The 16,959-nt window shown below is 40.1% G+C and carries 17 protein-coding genes; 4 read left to right on the forward strand and 13 right to left on the reverse strand.

Annotated elements, in window-relative coordinates; all coding sequences use genetic code 11:
• Positions 1-245: 245 nt before the first annotated feature.
• Positions 246-2,672 (reverse strand): TonB-dependent receptor, encoded by a 2,427-nt coding sequence (locus BW980_RS05180; RefSeq protein ID WP_076453896.1) that lies wholly within the window; start codon positions 2,670-2,672, stop codon positions 246-248.
• Between the two features lie 20 nt (positions 2,673-2,692).
• On the opposite strand from BW980_RS05180, the gene BW980_RS22910 reads away from it, so the two are divergent.
• Genes BW980_RS22910 through BW980_RS05190 form a run of 3 tightly spaced genes read left to right on the forward strand, consistent with a single transcriptional unit; the run spans position 2,693 to position 4,783 of the window.
• Complete coding sequence (locus tag BW980_RS22910; RefSeq protein WP_262508139.1) at positions 2,693-2,815, forward strand: hypothetical protein; 123 nt, start codon at positions 2,693-2,695, stop codon at positions 2,813-2,815.
• 53 nt (positions 2,816-2,868) lie between these two features.
• Positions 2,869-4,032, forward strand: coding sequence for a sensor histidine kinase (locus tag BW980_RS05185; RefSeq protein ID WP_076453897.1), 1,164 nt, complete (start codon positions 2,869-2,871; stop codon positions 4,030-4,032).
• Complete coding sequence (locus tag BW980_RS05190) at positions 4,013-4,783, forward strand: LytR/AlgR family response regulator transcription factor (protein WP_076453898.1); 771 nt, start codon at positions 4,013-4,015, stop codon at positions 4,781-4,783. Before BW980_RS05185 ends, BW980_RS05190 begins: the two co-directional genes overlap by 20 nt.
• A 32-nt stretch (positions 4,784-4,815) precedes the next feature.
• Here the strand turns inward: BW980_RS05190 and BW980_RS05195 are convergent, their stop codons facing one another.
• The 12 genes from BW980_RS05195 to BW980_RS05255 all read right to left on the reverse strand — a co-directional run bounded on the left by BW980_RS05195 (position 4,816) and on the right by BW980_RS05255 (position 15,896).
• Complete coding sequence (locus tag BW980_RS05195) at positions 4,816-5,679, reverse strand: GNAT family N-acetyltransferase (protein ID WP_076453899.1); 864 nt, start codon at positions 5,677-5,679, stop codon at positions 4,816-4,818.
• 36 nt (positions 5,680-5,715) lie between these two features.
• A complete protein-coding gene (locus BW980_RS05200) occupies positions 5,716-6,711 on the reverse strand; it encodes an AAA family ATPase (RefSeq protein WP_076453900.1) in 996 nt (331 codons plus the stop codon).
• On the reverse strand, positions 6,704-7,333 hold the full coding sequence (pnuC, locus tag BW980_RS05205; RefSeq protein WP_076453901.1) for a nicotinamide riboside transporter PnuC: 630 nt from the start codon (positions 7,331-7,333) through the stop codon (positions 6,704-6,706). Before pnuC ends, BW980_RS05200 begins: the two co-directional genes overlap by 8 nt.
• Positions 7,333-9,330 carry a TonB-dependent receptor gene (locus BW980_RS05210; RefSeq protein WP_076453902.1) on the reverse strand — a complete coding sequence of 666 codons (1,998 nt, stop codon included), beginning with the start codon at positions 9,328-9,330 and terminating at the stop codon, positions 7,333-7,335. The genes pnuC and BW980_RS05210 overlap by 1 nt, the downstream gene beginning before the upstream one ends.
• Positions 9,331-9,433: 103 nt before the next feature.
• On the reverse strand, positions 9,434-9,913 hold the full coding sequence (locus BW980_RS05215; RefSeq protein WP_076453903.1) for a hypothetical protein: 480 nt from the start codon (positions 9,911-9,913) through the stop codon (positions 9,434-9,436).
• Between the two features lie 346 nt (positions 9,914-10,259).
• Complete coding sequence (locus BW980_RS05220) at positions 10,260-10,718, reverse strand: hypothetical protein (protein ID WP_076453904.1); 459 nt, start codon at positions 10,716-10,718, stop codon at positions 10,260-10,262.
• The gene (locus BW980_RS05225) at positions 10,699-11,091 is read right to left on the reverse strand and encodes a hypothetical protein (protein WP_139327610.1); all 393 of its coding nucleotides are present in this window, start codon (positions 11,089-11,091) and stop codon (positions 10,699-10,701) included. The genes BW980_RS05220 and BW980_RS05225 overlap by 20 nt, the downstream gene beginning before the upstream one ends.
• Before the next feature lie 93 nt (positions 11,092-11,184).
• The gene (locus tag BW980_RS05230; protein WP_076453906.1) at positions 11,185-11,652 is read right to left on the reverse strand and encodes a DinB family protein; all 468 of its coding nucleotides are present in this window, start codon (positions 11,650-11,652) and stop codon (positions 11,185-11,187) included.
• 393 nt (positions 11,653-12,045) lie between these two features.
• Positions 12,046-12,714, reverse strand: coding sequence for a DUF4272 domain-containing protein (locus BW980_RS05235; RefSeq protein WP_076453907.1), 669 nt, complete (start codon positions 12,712-12,714; stop codon positions 12,046-12,048).
• A 172-nt stretch (positions 12,715-12,886) separates the two neighbouring features.
• Positions 12,887-13,717, reverse strand: coding sequence for an alpha/beta hydrolase (locus tag BW980_RS05245; RefSeq protein ID WP_076453909.1), 831 nt, complete (start codon positions 13,715-13,717; stop codon positions 12,887-12,889).
• A gap of 299 nt (positions 13,718-14,016) precedes the next feature.
• The gene (locus BW980_RS05250) at positions 14,017-14,793 is read right to left on the reverse strand and encodes a DUF695 domain-containing protein (RefSeq protein WP_076453910.1); all 777 of its coding nucleotides are present in this window, start codon (positions 14,791-14,793) and stop codon (positions 14,017-14,019) included.
• A 377-nt stretch (positions 14,794-15,170) separates the two neighbouring features.
• Positions 15,171-15,896, reverse strand: a complete 726-nt coding sequence (locus BW980_RS05255; RefSeq protein WP_076453911.1) for an SDR family oxidoreductase — start codon at positions 15,894-15,896, stop codon at positions 15,171-15,173.
• Positions 15,897-16,057: 161 nt separating this feature from the next.
• Here BW980_RS05255 and BW980_RS05260 point away from each other — a divergent pair, with 161 nt between their 5' ends.
• The gene (locus BW980_RS05260) at positions 16,058-16,942 is read left to right on the forward strand and encodes a LysR family transcriptional regulator (protein ID WP_076453912.1); all 885 of its coding nucleotides are present in this window, start codon (positions 16,058-16,060) and stop codon (positions 16,940-16,942) included.
• Positions 16,943-16,959 lie beyond the last annotated feature (17 nt).

Here is a 16,959-nt window from a genome sequence, read left to right on the forward strand (position 1 = left end):
TATCATTAATGTTCGTGTTTCTGGGGAGAATTCTTTTATAAAAAAACGAGGTTTATTTCCCCGTGGTACCCTAGCGAGGATCGATAAAGGGGATATAATTTGCCTATGGGTCTTTCTATCCTTCCCTTGGGGTATTGACCATAAAAGGCGCATCCCATAGTTTGTGGTGATGCGCCTTGGGCAGGCCTATTCCATATACTTAAAATAAGCCTCGAACGGTGTTGGCAATTATAAAATGAGCAAAATTAGTTGCCGCCCACCCGGTTTATTTCCTCCAAGCTGTTTTTTCGAATTTCCCGTTCGGCTTTATTGCCTTTGTCAAAGCTATAGCGCAGGTTAAGGCTTACGGCCTGTTGCCAGAAATATTGTTTCAGGTTAAAGTAGTTTCCGCCGTAAGTGGCATCGACCTTCATGTCCATGCTCCTAAAAATGTCGGAGGCCCTTAGGGAAACGTTCAGTTTATTGTCCATAAAAGAGCGTTTAATACCTGCATCTATCCACCATTGGCCGTCAATATTGTAAATTCCGTTAATCGTTGGTCCGTTGACCGTAGCACTCACCTCCAGTTTAAAATCGGCTGGAAGGTTGACCTGGTGGTTGGTTTGGGCCATAAAATGGAGGTTGTTGTTATTGATTATTTCGTGGTCCATTTCCATTTTAAAGTCTTGATAGGTTAGGCTCAGGTTATTATTGGTTTGCCAGAAAGAAGCCAATTGGACGGGTCCAATTACCGTAGCGTTGTAACCTTTGTAATAATCCAGGTTATTGGTGGTGTATGTTGATTTACCGGTTATGGGATCGGTAGTTGGTTCTTCGGCCATATAATTTTTAGTATAATCGTAGCTCAGTATAAGGTTGTACTTTCTAAAAAAGGTCTGTCCCAATTTAATGACGTTGGATATTTGAGGCTGTAAATCGGGGTTGCCTACGATAGACGTATTGGGATCCAAGTAAAACAGAAATGGATTCAGTAACTGGTAATTCGGACGGGTAATTCGTCTGCCAAAGGAATAATTCAGTTTATAATTATCGTTTACTTGCTGTTCAACCGAAACATTGGGGAACAGATTTAGGTAATCGTTAGTATGGGTTTGATCGAGGATAAAGGATTGCCCCTGGCCATTGGTTTTTTCTACGCGCAATCCTCCTTGAATGTTCCAGGTATCGTTAATGCGGTTGCTATAGTTTACATATCCGGCAAAGATTTCTTCTTCATATCGGAAGTCATTGCTTCCGTCTGGATCTAAGGTACTGCCTTCCCCTATGCCGAAATAGGCCTGCAGCTCACTGTTTGAAATCACCTTACTGGCCTTTACACCGGTTTCAAGTGTTGAGGTAGGAGACAAGGGTAGGCTGAAGTCGATTCTTGCGGCATAGATATCGTAGTCTGAGTTGCTTTTGTTGGATAAGGCTTCAAAGGGGGCTGAACCATCTTCTGAATACAAATATTGATTCCTGAATTTTGATTCGCTTTCCTTTTGCAACCTAACGTAATCGACATCCGCAGATATACGGGTTCCCAGCGTATCGAGTTTTCCGGTATAATGAAGGTTGATCCGTGCATTTCCAAAACTTTCGTCCATATGGTTTTTGGCATCGATATCGACGGAGGTATCGTTGTTCATAATTCCAAGGCTTATAAGGTTCCAGTCTTGCTTGCGATCCTGGTACATAAAATTCCCCATTATCCCCAAGCTGTGCTTTTCGTTGAGGTCGTAGTCGGTTCCGAGCTTGAGCGATGGAACAAAACGTTTGCTGGTCTGTCTCCCATCCTGACTATAATAGCTATAGGTACTCACCTCCGGAAAGGTGCGGTAAGAGAAGGCATCCCTTACCAAGCCACGTTGTGAGGCGTCTATGTTTAAAAAGGAGTTCCATTTTCCCTTTTTGTAATTGATGTTGGCACCGCTGTTGAAGAGGGTTTGTCGCCCCACTTTTATTCCGCTATAAACACTTCCGTTTATACCGCTAAGGGTGTTCTTTTTAAGGGTGATATTGAGTATCCCGGCACTTCCCTCGGCGTCGTATTTGGCCGAGGGGTTGGTAATAACCTCAATGTTTTCGATATTTTCTGCAGGCATGTTTTCAAGTAGGGTTTTAAGCTCTTCGGAAGAAAAATAAGTAAGCCGGTCATCTATCATTACGGCGACCCCATCTTTACCGTTGATCTGAAAATCGCCATTTTGGGAGACAGATACCCCGGGTGCCTTGGCCAGCATCTGGTAAGCGGTGTTTCCTGCGGCAAGGGAGCTTCCTGCGACCCGCATTACCACTTTTCCGTTTTCGGCACGCACCTGGGGCCTCCAGGTCTTTACGACTACTTCATCGAGCATGGTGGTTTCTTCGTTCAGGGTGATGCGCCCAAAATCCTTGTTGAATTCAGGACCGGTAATCTCAAATTCCGGGGTGAGGGTATTGGAGTATCCTATGGCGCTCAACCGTAGGTAGTACTTCCCAGTAAGGTTGGGTTTTAGGCTAAACTGTCCGTCTATATCGCTCATTGTTCCGGTAACCATGGTCGAGTCGGGCAGTTTCATTAAGGCGACCGTGGCAAAGGAAACGGGTTCCTCGTTTTGGTCGTACAACGTTCCGTTGAGGTTGGGGCCTTGGGCCAACAAAAACTGGCTTACAAATAAGGCCATTAATACGAAAATTAGCTGAAAAAGTTTCATAACGGCAAAATTTTAAGTTGTTGTGTTTTATCGTTTTCAATGGCAAATATGCCGTGATCGAAGGGCCTGTAGAAGTGGTTTCCGATGAATCGGGATATGGGATAAATGAATCGGGATATGAAGGGAATGAAACGGAAGGATAGGTAAGCGAATTTTAGGAAATTGGCGGTAGTATAAGCATTGAAACCAAAGAAGTATGCGATCGGGAAAGAACGGAAATATTTTATACTTTTATCTTAAACACAACTTGTCTTTTATTAAACCAAAGGAAGAAAATAATAGCCTTGCCCCAGAAAAATCGTCGCGTTCGCGTTTTTCAATGGTCCTTGAAAAAATCGGAATAGCGGCCCTCACCACGCTTGTCGTTTTTGAAGCGGTAGTCTATATGAACGTGGGAAAGGTGAAGTTCTTTTTCTCCATATATGAGTTGCAAGAGCTTTTTTTCGCATTTGTCTTTCTGCTCTCATTGTTCGGGGCCCACAGTTTGATCTCGGTATGGATGAAGCATCGGTTTTTCAAGGAAATCAACCCTTTTCTGAAGCTCTTTATTGAAATGCTGATCGTAATTTCCTCCACCTTGGTCATTTATATGGTAACCAATTACCTTCCCTTGGTCCTAATTTTTGGAGAGGAAGGGCTTTTGCCGGTACGTGTGAGAACGGCATTTATATCGGGCACCTTTATCTCCCTTTTTTTCTATTATTTTGTGGAGCGCGAGCGGCATAAAAACCAATTGCGGGCCGAAATGCTACGCTCGGCAAGGCTACAGAAGGAAAACTACCAAGCGCAGTTAGAGGGACTCAAAAACCAAGTGCAGCCCCATTTTTTGTTTAACAGTCTAAACGTTCTGAGGTCGTTGATCCACAAAGACCAAGAAAAGGCGACCGAGTTTACCCAAAGGCTGTCGGATCTATACCGTTCTTTTCTTACCTATGGCGATGAGCCCTTGATTCCCTTGGAAAAGGAACTGGAAGTAAGCAAAGCCTATATTTTTCTACTAGAAACCCGTTTTGGAAAGGCATTGCAAATAAGCTTGGACATAGCCGAGGATAGCTTATCCTACTTTTTGCCTCCCGGGGCCTTGCAGACACTTATCGAAAACGTCATAAAGCACAACGGGTCCACGTCTAAAAAACCGTTACGGGTACGTATCCACACCGAGGAAGGAAAGTTGGTGGTACGCAACAGGCTTAGCCCTAGGTTCGAAGAGACCACTTCGACAAAAACAGGGCTGAAAAACCTAAGAACGCGTTACAGCTTCCTTTCGCAAGAAGAAGTGGAATGGGTAAGGACGGAGGAGGAATTTATAGTCAGGCTTCCGTTGTTAAAAGTCGAGAATTATGAAAATAGTAATAGTTGAAGATGAGCCCTTGGCGGGAGATGCCCTCGAAGAACTCGTTCTAAAGCTTCGGCCCGATTATGAGGTGTTGACCCGAATCGAGTCGGTCGAGGAAGGCATAGAATGGTTTGATACCCATGATGCGCCGAACTTGATCTTTTGCGACATCCATCTTTCCGATGGCCGGAGCTTTGAGATGTGGCGGGAGGTAAAAATCGACTGCCCTGTTATATTTACGACGGCCTATAACCAATACGCCATAGAGGCCTTTAAGGTCAATAGTGTCGATTATTTGTTAAAGCCCATCAAGGAGGAGGAGCTTCAAAAAGCCATTGAAAAGTATGAAAGCCTGCATAAGGAAGCGCTTTCCTCCGAAATGAAAAACTTGCGGAATTTGATTGAAAACTCCGTGTTGGAACGGGGGTATCGCGAAGTCAAGACCAGGTTTATGGTAAAAACCGGGCAGGTGATAAAAAGCATTTCCACGAACGAGGTGGCCTACTTTATTGCGGAAGAAGGCGTGGTGCTGTTGGTCAATTTTAAGGGAAACCGCTTTGTAGTCAACTATACCCTAGACCAGTTGGAAGCGCAATTGGACCCCCAGATGTTTTTTCGGGCCAACCGTCAATTGGTGGTAAACATCGAGGCCGTAAAAGAGGTAACGCCCTATTTTAAAGGTCGCCTGTATTTGCTTTTGGAACCGGCCCCGGACGGAGACCAGGTAATCAGTAGCGGAAAGGCGAACGCTTTTAAGGAATGGTTGGATATGTAAGGGTTTGGCGCACTTACGGGCTTGTGCCGTGCTTACCCTTGATCGCTATGGTTTTTGTTCAATTCCAGTTCCATTTCTACTTGTTCAAGATGGTTTTCAAGTCCGATTTGATTAAAAAAAGTGTTTATGGCCTTTGACCCTTTATCTACATTGATTACTGAGAGTGTATTTCCGTACTTTTGGTTTAGTCTTAAAATTAAGGTGGAAGCTATTCCCTTTTTTCTGTGATCCTTGTTTACGGCAATTTGATGTATCCGTTGGCTAACTGGGTTAAAAATAAGATATCCGACGAACTGATTTTCTATAAAAGCACCTAAAGAAATGTTGGTATCTTTTAGGGCGGTGAGAACGTTCTTTGAGTTTTGCCAAGTAGGGGAAACCTCCCAAAAGGATTCCATCAGCGGCCAGTTATAGTGCTGTAATGGCTTGATTTCGATATGCTCGGTCATTTTTGAAATTTCAACCCATCCCTTGTAGCAAGATAGTTCTCTTTTAATTTTAAATCCGGATTTTTTATAGGAGGCGATTGCCGGAATATTCTTGGTAATCACTTCAAGTAGAAGAGTGTCTATTCCTTTTTCATCAAGAACGGGAAGAATGAAGCGATACATCTGCTTTGTTAGTCCCGATCCTCTTTTTTCCGGAATAACCCCGGTCCCTCCGTTGTACACTATTTTTTTGTGGTCAATGCTGTCGTATCCGTGTAAAATCAAGGCTATCAGTTTTCCATTGTCAAAGACCCCGACCGATAGGTCAAGGTCAATTTTATCCGCAAGCATTTTAGCGCTTAGTTGTTCTTCGGTTAGTTTAAAAGAAATGAAATAGTCGGAAAAAGCATGGTTAAAAGCTTGCAAAATGCTTTTTTTATCTACGCCTTCTAAAGTTTTTATTTCCATTTTAGGGGTTCCTAATTGCAGTCTACTTATACCGTATTATGCCCATTGTTCGTTTTTCTTTATAACCAGGTCAATTTCCATCAAGGCGCTTTTAAACCGTTGTTTCCACCCACCCTTTATTTCAACAAAATCGATTCTCTTTTCTTTTAATATTTTTCTATTTGACAAGTCCAATAAATTCCTGTTCAATTCGCTCAAACGAGTTCCATCTTGTTGAAATTTTACGTCATTATTAAGGTAGAGATACAGGTCGGCTTTGTTTGAGTTATAAATTTGATTATCTACTTTCAGATCTTTGTTGAAAATGAAGTTTGCGTATGACATTGTTGTGTGGATATCGGTGTCAATTATAATCAGGGGACTTTCACCACATTTTTGTTGGTTGATTCGCTTTGCGTGTTCCGATGCCACTAGATGTAAGTCTTTAAATTCAAATGAATTGGAATTAGGAATAAGGTCTCTACCGGCTTCTTTTACCAGGCTGCACTTGTAATGCTTCGCAAGTTTTTCGGCGAGTGTGGTTTTTCCGGTGCTTTCAGTTCCAAGTATAACCACCTTAATGGCAAAGTAAGGTTTTACACTTGGGGGTAAAAATTTCCAGTTTGAAAATAGATCATTCCGAACAGCAGTAGCGGAAACAGGATAGCGTTGTTTGGGAATGTCAAAAGGAATATGCTTGATTTTCATAAATGAAGCAACATAGTCGCCATATTCTTCCGATGTAATTACCAAATCATGGTCAGGGTATAGTTTCTTGAATATTTCTGACCATAAACTTGAAACTTCTCGGGAGGATTCCGATGTATTGGGTAAATCGGCTTCACTATAACTGAAGGTGTTGACTTCAATGTTTTGTGTTGATTTAAAGGTCTCTTCAATCCAATTTTTTCTTGTTTCGGAAGGGATTTTTTCTCTGTCGCTGCAACAAACTAAAACGGATAGATGGTCGCACTTCGTCAAAGCAAAATTTATCATTGCTTCATGTCCTTTGTGAAAAGGCATAAACTTCCCGAAAATAAATGCTTTAACCATTACTTAATTGTCTTTTCCAATTAAACAATCCGAACGTTGCAAGGCACAAGAAAACAAAGTATTCCAAGCTTAAAAAGACAATTCCTTTTTTGAAAAATAGGAATACACAAACCAAATCGACAACAATCCATAAATACCAAGTCTCTATTTTCTTTTTGGCCAGCAAAACGGTAGCAATAATACTTAACACCATTACAAAGGAATCGGCAAACGGATAAGAGGCTTCGAATATGAAATAGAGCGGTAAATACAAATGAATTTTACTAAACAAGTAGCCTGCGATAAGAGTTGAAAGAACAATAATGAGAGATAACCACAATTTTGATTTTGGGTCAATTGAGGTAATGCTATTTTCTTCGGATTTATTTTTCCAATTGTACCAACCATACAAGGTGACTGCGAAAAAATACACTTGTAAAAACATATCGGCATACAGCTGTACTTGAAAGAACAAAATGAACAAAAACAGTTCGTTTACAATTCCAGTGCTCCAAGTAAGAATGTTGGCTCTTGTGGCCAAGTAGACGGAAATCAAACCAAATAGCGTGGCTATCAACTCAACATAGCTTATTGGGTAGTTCAATACCTCAAAAGCAATGTTTTCAATGTCGAATAAATTCATTAGAAATTGTATTGAATTGAAGTATAAAAATTGATCGGGGCCTGCACAAAATATTTTTTGCTTCCATCAAAATCAACATAACCTTGGTTGAAATATTTTGTATCGGTAATGTTGTTTAGAAATATGGCGAATTGAAATTTATCGATATCATAGCTCGCCCTGCTATTCATAAGAAAGTAGCCGTCTACCATTTCTTCATTGGCAAAATCAATAAATGAACTATGCTGATATTTTGCGGATAAGGCTAAGGTGAGATTGTTTTTATTAAACACGACTTCTTGATTAACGATCAGTGGTGGTGTTAGTATTGGGTTGAATTTTTCCGACTGTTCCTTTATCCGACTATAATTGAAGGAAGAATTATTTCTTAACGAAAAATAGTGATTTACTTTATAGAAAAGGGCCAGTTCCAATCCTGTTCGTACACTTTGCTCAACATTACTGGTCAAGGATAATCCGTTAGGTCCAAATTTGCCGTCTAAGACAATTTCATTTTCGAAATCCATATGGTAAAAATTGAAGTCCAGATTTAGTCTCTTTTTTTGATACCTAAAGCCCAATTCGTGATTTACCACATATTCTGGTTTAGTGTTGGATAAAACGGGATTACCTGAATTATCGGCCAATAGATCATCGTTACCACCGAACATATCGTTTCTTGTAGGCTCTCTTCCTGTTCTTCCAATGCTGTAATATAGGCTTGAATGTGGATTTAACGAAGTACTGAACCCTGCTTTTGGGTTGATAAAATCCCAATCCAATTTCTGGAAAGCAACGGAACCTTTGTAATCAAAATTGACATAGCGATATTGGATGTCGGCAAAAAATGTTAGCCATTTGTAGCCGTAATTTGCTTTTGTAAAAGCGCTTACTTCATTTTTTAAACCTTTATTTTGATAGAGTTGGCCTAATTCTTTCTCGCTTCCGGTGTGTTTTCTATTGTATAGGTTTCCGTGAAAGCCGGTAGTCCAACTAAAATTATTTTTTGAATAACTGTAATTGCTAAAAAGACCGATAAGGTTTGATTGAAAAGCGTAATTGTACAATTCTTCGGTAGGCGGAAAGCCTAAAAAATTATTCAGGTCAAAATCGTAGTTTCCTTTTAAAAAAGTATGGTATATACTTGATTGTAGAAAAGAAGAAGGGCTGATCTGCCAAGAGTTTTGAATTTGGGCAAGACTTTGAAAGAACCTATCTTTTTCTTGACTTGAATTGGCATTTGTTCTTCTGTCAATATGGATCAAGGAATCCGATACGCCAAGCCAAGCCATTTCATTCTTTTGTTGCCCCGCCAGTAAGTTTATTTTCCAGGTTGATTTATCAAAGAACAAGCCGCTACTTACAAAAACCGATTGGGAGTTGTTGGCTGAATGGTACTTGTAACCATCGGAATAAACTTGTGACGCCCTAAGGTATATTGCTTTTCTGTTTTTAATTCCGCTGTTGTACTCTCCAAACGCCCTGAGGCTATTAAACGAACCATAACCCAGGCCAAAAGTTGTTCGTGTTGAATCCCTAAGGTTTGGTGAAAAGAGTTGAATGCTTCCTCCGTAACTGGCCACACCGTTTTTTGTCAATCCAAGTCCCCTTTGGATTTGAATTTTGCTTACTGAATTTAGTAGATCGGGAAAATTTGAAAAATATCCCCCTTGGTCTTCGGGTTCATTAAGAGGTACACCATCAAGTGTCATATTTATTCTGGTTTGGTCAATACCCCTAAGTCGGAAATAGGAATAACCTTGCGAATTTCCTGCATCGGAATAGTTGGTGATAGAAGGCGTTTCAGAAAGTAAAAATGAAGGCTCTTGGCCCACTGATTTTGACTTTATTTCTTTTGAATGGATATTTTGAAAAGTAATTGGCGTCAACTTGTCGGCTTGGTAAGTTATAATTACTTCTTTAAGTTGTCTGATGGTATCGAGCTGTGTAGCCTCTTGTGCTATAAGTCGATTGCCGATTAGTACCGTTAGGAGAACTAGGGTAAAATGTTTGTTCATATATTAAATTAACCTCCTTTAGATGTTAGGGATAGTTTTTATTTCAAGAAGCGATTCTTGTTCAGCATTGAACATAAGGGGGCCATATAAGCCTCAGTTGCGTTTATACATGGGGGGTGACAGTATTTTTAAATTCAGTCTGTTTACTATTAATTCGTTTGATCATATATGAAATTAAAAGTCCGATTGAAAATGTTGTGAGAACTGTGCAAGCAACAAAAGCTATAATTGGAGGAATCATCATTAGAATTTTTTCTTCTGCAACAGTCAGTCCGATAATCAGGCAAAAAGTTATCCAGATCATTAAATTCACAATAGTAGAGTATTTAAAGGACGCCAGAAGTAATGATTTTCCGTTTTTAATATTTTTATAGGCTACTTTTCCACCAATCCAAAGAGCGATCAAAAACGCAACTACAAGTCCGATCGTTGAAATTCCGTATGTTCCAAGAATAGCAATTGTCATTAGTCCTTCCCCAAATAAAAAACTTGGAACAAAAATCGTAGCGAAAACGACAAAAAATCCGATAGGTGCTCCAATCAGATAAGAAGTCAGAACGCTTTGTTTTAATTTATTTTTCATTCGTTTTGTGTTCGGTTGGGATATTATGGCCAAAAAGTAGGATAGCATCACTAAGGCTATCGTATTTATAAGAGCTAAGATAATGAATCTCTATTGTTCAAGGAGGATGGCTTAGCTCTTAGAGAGGGGGCGTGGAGGTTCGGTCAGGTCAATAAAAGGTTTTTTTTACCTCGGCTATTTGTCTAAAAACTCGCCGTCAATACGATAACATAGGATCAGTGTTTTTATAGTGCGGTTACGTGCTATATTTCGAGATTGTCACGCTATTTTGGTTTGATACACATGAGCATATGTATGGGAAGTGATGGGCCAGGGGAAGCAAAACCGTTGCTGGGCGCCATTGGCATTACCATTTCCACCAAGGTTTTTTTTGGGGTGGTTCAGGGGTAATACGGGTTTTTAAAAATTCTAGGTATTTCGGGGCGTCTTCAGAGAAAATTTCCTCTCCTTCAAGGGCATAGGCACGGGTCAACTCATCGGCCGCACGCTCTAGGTTTCCGGTTTCAAATTGACATTGACCGAGTCGCATATGAATAAATGCATTGCCGATCGCTCCGGGACAATGCATGGCATAGGTAAGATTGTCTACACCTGCCTTAAAATCATTTCCGAGAAAATTGGCATCGCCGATGGCCGTTAAAATCCATGTTGCGCTATCCCAATCGGTTTTTGGTTCGGGAACTAAATCAAAGGCATTCCAATAATTCTCTAGGGCCGCGGCAAAATTGCCTTCTTCGGCCAAATGATCCCCCTTGGCGCACAGGTCCTCGATTTGCGTGTGAATTTTATCGTCTAATTCTGCCATTTGATATGCTTTGGTTAAAGTTAAATATCTGTTTTTTGCCACTTTCAACTATATAGGGTCGGGTCTCACCATTGTTTATGCTTGCGACTTTTTCCCTGTTAATATAAACTCCAATTGTAGGTACTCTATTGTTCCGTTCCGATCTTAAAGTCCAAACATGGGTGATAGGAAAAATAGGTACGTACATAAAATGAAAATACTCAATACGCTCTTCTACTTGAAGAACTTTTGTTTCCGACCCTTTACTGTTCCATAAATCAAGACCGTCATAAGGCGTGTTGAATTGATCTGTATTCTCCATTAAAAAGTCAAACAGTTCAATTTCGTATTTTTTATTAAAAATACTTCTATACCCGATTCTTAGTCTAGTCACTATTCTATGTGTTTGTCTATAGTGGCCTACCCGTAGTTAGGAGGGAATAGGTTTGTTTTTTAGCTCGGTTTTTTTGCTGGCTGTAGTGTTTTATCAATCCCATATCTCTGGTCTATCAATATGCATTGCCCTTAAATACGACAGGAATTGTCCTGCGTGAACAGATTCGTGATATGCAATCCGTAACAAATATTTGGCAAGGATTTTCTTGTCCCCATTTCCAGGGTGAACGATTTCCGTTTCGTTTAATTCCCTATCCGAAAATTGGCGAATGCTTTTTAAAAAGGTATTTCTATAGGGTTCGGCAAATTCAAGTTCGTCGGTAACACTAGTAAATGGTCGGTTGATCCAAGGGGTTTTATAATTTGTCATATCGCCTTGGTTGATAATAATATTCCAGCCATAATCGGCTTCCAAAACGTGTCTTATCATTTCTGACGCACTCATGGCTTTTCCGTCAGGTTTCCAATGGTAATATTTCTCAGGTAGTCCATTCCAAAGTTTTATACTTCTTCTCCTGATCTCCGTAAAGTTTAAAAGTATGAGTTCAGATTGAGTCATTCTATTTGTTTTCGAGAATGTTGTTTTACATTACGTATAGCCCATATACCTGTAGCACAAGTTATAAAAAAAAGAGCTTTTTGGGATCCTTGCCAATCGGGCGATGGATCCTAACTTGTTGGTGTGCCGTGTAACTTGGCTCCCTAAAAAGGGCTTAAAAACGATGTTTTTTTCGCTGTTCAAGGACTCGGGTAAGGGTTACCCATATTGGTATTGGTTGTTTAGTGTGTTCAATTTCAATCATTTATTCATTTGCCATAAGCATTTTGGCCTCAATCTCTTCTTGAAATATAAATACTAATTTTCTTCTCTTCTCCTTTTCAAATATAAGAGTCTATTTTTCCACATATTTATTGGTCCAGTCACCATTGACCATTCCGCTATGTTTCGTTTTTAAGTGTCGCAAGAAATGTCGTCCCATTCTTGGTCCATATAGTTGACCAACCAGTTCAAGGCATAATGTCTTTCGTACACCACACCGGGATTCAGCCCGTTTAATTCGTATCCGTTTAACCTCGCATCAACACAGGTCCAATCCATTCTGTAATATAAATCGTTGGCATCCAAAATCTCGGTTTTTGTCCTTGATTTTGAAAAACTATTGATAAATGTATTCGGGTCTTTGCCTTCTCCAATAGGGTATTTTTCGAATGGGATCTGATTTAAATCGCACATTTTGTCCGGATACCCTATATCCTCTATAACGCCCAGGGCCCACATTAAGACCCAAATCCCTTCGCATTTCCAGGTTTCTTGGGTTTTCTTATCGTCGGTGGGGCTTTCTAAGAAGCTTTTTTCTTTAGGGGTAAGCAGCTCCCAAAGATGGTATGTCTTTAAATACTCGATCGCATCTTCCGCCTCTATAACATTGAATGCCACCATATTGGTGGTTGCTAGAACAGAAACCCTTTGGGCTATTTCCTTGGGGGTTCGCAATGTGGTGTCTTCTTCAGCTTCTATGTGGGGGAGGTGTTCATTTATTTTGACGCCTTTACTTTTTAGGAACTTCTCTGTTCTTTCCTTTCGATTGAGTTGTTTAGGGGACTTAAATCGTTTAAACATGTCTTGATCTTAATGGGTTTCAGTTTTTGTCCGATAAATTCCAGAAGGAAATCCAGACCGGGCAAGGCTGCCTTTTGTATTTATGTACATAACAACGGAATGGTAGCGGATTTTATTTTTTTCGGACGGGGAGATATTTGTTTTCGCTCCCGCTACTTTGTGGGACGGTTTTTTATTCTTTTGGGGATTTAAATATGGTTTCAAAAGCACGGTATACCGCCATATGCAATGCGTCTCCGTGAGTTTTGTCCTCTAAAAAATCGTAAAATAACACAGTGTTGTCCTTTTTGTTCGCACTCAATTTATCAAATAGTTCTTTCGCGGTCCGTTCCATGATTTCGCCCTCTTTTCCCCCGGCAATATAAATCGATTTAGGGGTGTCATAGGCGGTAGGTATTTCCTCTAGCAGCTTTTCGTCGTTCCACCATAAACTGGGACTCACAATAATATAGTTGTCAAATAGATGGGGTTTTTTAAATAGAATTTCTGTAGCCAGTAGACCGCCGAGCGATTGTCCGATTATCGTTTTCGTTTTTGTGGTTCTATAGTTTGATGTTATAAAGGGTTGGAGTTCTTTTTCTATAAATGCGATGAAGTTTTTTGATTTTCCGGAAGTAGGAAACTCTTTTTGATCTTGCTTGTTTTGGGAAGGAAATGTAAAATCTTTCTTTCTATCCTTATTTCCGATGCCAACCACAATGGATTCCGGAAGCATCCGAATCCAAGAAAAAGAAGCAAATTGAACGATTCCGGAAATATGTATAAAATCTTCATCCTTAGAACCATCAAGCAAATAAATGACGGGATAGGTCTTTAAACTATCGGAAGCGTAGTTTAGGGGCAGGTAAATGTTCAGGTCCCTTGTTTCCTCCAATACGGTCGATTCGATTTGGATCGACTTGCCCATTGAAAAGTCGCTTTCACTGATTTTTTCGGGCAAGGCTTGTCCACGGGATAAAGTCGTGATCAGTAAAAGGGAGAAACCTAGTAGCGTCTGTTTCATATTTTGGGTCGAATTGGTGGCAAGAATAGTCTATAGCCATCGCAGCATCTACTTGCAAGTACTAAGATAGAAAATCGCATATATCCGTAGCCGATAAATTTCGGTTTTAAAAAGGAGGAGGGCAAAATTTGAACCTATCAGCAGGACCTAGGCCGTTCTAGTGGTTTCCGAACATATGAAGGTCTATTTTCAGTTTGAGGTTTTTATGATATTGGGCAGATCCATCATTTATGGAAGTGAGCCTACCTACAAATAGCCCCGGGTTGGGGCTTTTGATGGGGTGTGTTGGGGTTTCGGTTTTATTCTAGCCTGTTCATGAGTTCCGAGTAAATCTTCCACTCTGGGTCTTCAATGATGCTGAACTCGAAATCCCTTTGGTTGCCATGTTCTTTTAGAAAGTCCATTAACCCCGTGGCGCCTTCCTTTTCGTTGGTTACCAGGTAGACCGTTCTTTCCGAATTATAGGTGGTCCGCCCAACATAGTAATTGGGAATTTTATTTTGGGTCAAATTATTTTCAACGAATATCTCAAAGTCGTTGAGGTCTTGCAGTTCTTCTTCGGTCGGTAATTGTGAGGCGCTACCCACCCTGTATTTCGATTTGATCTCGATGAAGTACTGAAACTCATTTTTGTGGGGAAATGGTTCAAAAGCCTTATTGGCAGAAAGCAAACAGGGAAGGTCATCTATGATAAAGTCCTTCGATGCGAACTGTTCGGGTACCGCATAGGTGTCTCTTTCTATGGGAAGGTTTTTATCGGGGTTTCCGATGTCGAATCCATCGTACGAGCTTAAGTTGAATTTGTCAGCGACCGCATATAATGTTTTGTTCAGCTCAAAGAGGGAAGTGGCATTATGGCTTTCTATCCGTTCTAAGTGCAACCAGTATTCGCCCGTGTCATCGGGGTAGATGTCTACGTGTTCGAAGCCTTCACTTTTCAGGAGTTCCGATACCTTTTCCAAGGTTTGGGGTTCTGAGTTGGTGAAGAAATAACCGTATAGCATGTCAGCGTCGGTATTGACCCCGCTGCTATGCATATGGTCATAGATTTCTTGAATTTTTTCGAGTGCGATCATAGTGGGATTTTGTTGGTTATTCGATTTTTTCTTACAAGAAAAATATGCCTTACATAGCGGTATTCGATTGCGCTTCATTTATCTCTTGAAGCTTTTTCTTGAATTATTTACAACGGTTTTGTGTATGGCGCATTGTGTGCGGTAGCCCATAATTTTAAAAAAGGCAGGAAGCAAGGGGAGTGTTGAAGTAGGGGAGGGCAGGGCAATGAAATACAGGGCTTAAAGGTTTTCTTCGATTATACGCAAGGGTAAGTGTAAGATTTCTAGGGAAGTAGGTTTACATTTTTATCGTAAATGTTAGGCGGACCTTATAAATTAGAAAAGGCGTTTGAATTAACTCCAAACGCCTTAGGTTTTATATCATGAGCAACGAGACCTTATGGTTGTTGTTTCGTTGCTGCTATTACAATTTCCCTAACATTTACACCTTGGGGTTGATTGTAGGCATACCACATGGCATTCGCAATATCAACAGGATTTAAAATTTTACCCATCTCTTTTTTCCAATTTTCATACCCTTCTTTGATTTCTTCCGATGTTGTGTGTGAAAGCAATTCTGTTTCTACTGCCCCAGGAGCGATGGTAACCATTCTAACATTGGACAAAGCAGCTTCTTCACGTGCATTTTCTGTTATGGCGTGAACACCGAACTTTGTTCCGCAGTAGGCCGCGTGGTTGGCAAAGGTTTTACGGCCAGCGATTGAACTTGTGTTTATAATTGTTCCTGACTGTCGTGTTTTCATTTGTGGCAAGACGGCTTGCATACCGTTGAGTAGCCCTAAAACGTTAACGTCGAACATCTTTTTCCATTCTAAGGGGTCTTGGTTCGCAATATCGCCTAAAAGCATCATGCCTGCGTTGTTGATCATGCAATCTACGGGTCCGAATTTTTCTTCGGCGGCTGCAATGGCATTTTTTAAGGCATCAATATCGGTAACATCTACTTTTTTACATAAGGTATTGGGTAGGTTAAACCCTTCTATGAGTTCAATTCTTCTGGCTATTAAAAGCAATGGATGTCCGTTTTTCGAGAATAATTCTGCCGTTGCTTTTCCTATTCCGGAACTCGCCCCTGTAATGACTACTAATTTTTTACTTGACATTTTTTTGAGTTTTTAATTCTGTGTTTTATTATAATTATTGTAAATGATAACTTTGTGAAAATATTTTAAAACACCTGATTGTTCTTTTAGTAGCACAAATGTATAGGGGGCTTTATGATATTCAAAATACTATTTATATATGTCGATCATAAGTTTAAATTATGGATATAAGGTTGTTGAAATTCTTTATCGCGGTTTATGAACAGAAAAATTTAACACGTGCCGCCGAGCAGTGTTTTGTGTCTCAGCCCAATATTTCCAATGGCATAAAGCAGCTTGAGGAAGAAGTAGGGAAAACACTTTTTGAACGTCATAAAAAGGGCGTGGAACTAAAAACGGAGGCACATTATCTATACCCGATCGCGAAACGTTTGGTAGGGGAACTCAAGGGCTTAAATGGATTTTTTAATGAACGAGAGTTTAAAAATAAAATTCAGATCGGCGTTGCCGATAGCTTGCCACAAGAGCATAAACAGCAATTTTTTAGAACGGCCTCTAAATTATGTGAATCTGTAGAATGGAATACCAAAGAAATTGGAAGGGAGAATGAAATTAATCTGTTGGTAAGGGAATGGAAAAACGAAGAAGATTTGTTCTTACCCCTCTGGAAGGAGGACTATGTTTTATGTATTCCCAATGGTCATCATTTATTAAATAAAGAGGTGATTGATTTAAAGGATTTAGAAAGGGAAACATTTATCCATTGTCCTTCTTGTGAAGCACATATACAATGTTTGTCGATCTTGAACAATGAAACGAATAAGATGACGACCGTTGCGAACTGTTCGTCAAAAACAGAGACCTTGACTATGCTTATGGCAGGTTTAGGGGTTACTTTTTTGCCTGAAGCCTTTATTGATGGTTGGTATGGATTTAAAGTAAAACAATTTGACGGACCAAGATATTTTAGGGAAGTTGGCTTGGCGTATCCTCGTAAAAGCCTAAGAAACCCGGCAATTGCAAAAATTATTGAATATTTTTCAAAGAACGGGTTGAAAGTGAACAAGTTTGACGATTTTGCTTACTCTCTAAAAACGACTTCTTAGATTTAGGGTATTTCAAA

The organism is Zobellia uliginosa (assembly GCF_900156625.1).
GTDB lineage: Bacteria > Bacteroidota > Bacteroidia > Flavobacteriales > Flavobacteriaceae > Zobellia > Zobellia uliginosa.

Coding starts and splice junctions, on each gene's coding strand:
- BW980_RS05180 (WP_076453896.1), bottom strand. CDS start 2,672: ATGAAACTTTTTCAGCTAATTTTCGTATTAATGGCCTTATTTGTAAGC.
- BW980_RS05185 (WP_076453897.1), top strand. CDS start 2,869: ATGCGATCGGGAAAGAACGGAAATATTTTATACTTTTATCTTAAACAC.
- BW980_RS05190 (WP_076453898.1), top strand. CDS start 4,013: ATGAAAATAGTAATAGTTGAAGATGAGCCCTTGGCGGGAGATGCCCTC.
- BW980_RS05195 (WP_076453899.1), bottom strand. CDS start 5,679: ATGGAAATAAAAACTTTAGAAGGCGTAGATAAAAAAAGCATTTTGCAA.
- BW980_RS05200 (WP_076453900.1), bottom strand. CDS start 6,711: ATGGTTAAAGCATTTATTTTCGGGAAGTTTATGCCTTTTCACAAAGGA.
- pnuC (WP_076453901.1), bottom strand. CDS start 7,333: ATGAATTTATTCGACATTGAAAACATTGCTTTTGAGGTATTGAACTAC.
- BW980_RS05210 (WP_076453902.1), bottom strand. CDS start 9,330: ATGAACAAACATTTTACCCTAGTTCTCCTAACGGTACTAATCGGCAAT.
- BW980_RS05215 (WP_076453903.1), bottom strand. CDS start 9,913: ATGAAAAATAAATTAAAACAAAGCGTTCTGACTTCTTATCTGATTGGA.
- BW980_RS05220 (WP_076453904.1), bottom strand. CDS start 10,718: ATGGCAGAATTAGACGATAAAATTCACACGCAAATCGAGGACCTGTGC.
- BW980_RS05230 (WP_076453906.1), bottom strand. CDS start 11,652: ATGACTCAATCTGAACTCATACTTTTAAACTTTACGGAGATCAGGAGA.
- BW980_RS05235 (WP_076453907.1), bottom strand. CDS start 12,714: ATGTTTAAACGATTTAAGTCCCCTAAACAACTCAATCGAAAGGAAAGA.
- BW980_RS05245 (WP_076453909.1), bottom strand. CDS start 13,717: ATGAAACAGACGCTACTAGGTTTCTCCCTTTTACTGATCACGACTTTA.
- BW980_RS05250 (WP_076453910.1), bottom strand. CDS start 14,793: ATGATCGCACTCGAAAAAATTCAAGAAATCTATGACCATATGCATAGC.
- BW980_RS05255 (WP_076453911.1), bottom strand. CDS start 15,896: ATGTCAAGTAAAAAATTAGTAGTCATTACAGGGGCGAGTTCCGGAATA.
- BW980_RS05260 (WP_076453912.1), top strand. CDS start 16,058: ATGGATATAAGGTTGTTGAAATTCTTTATCGCGGTTTATGAACAGAAA.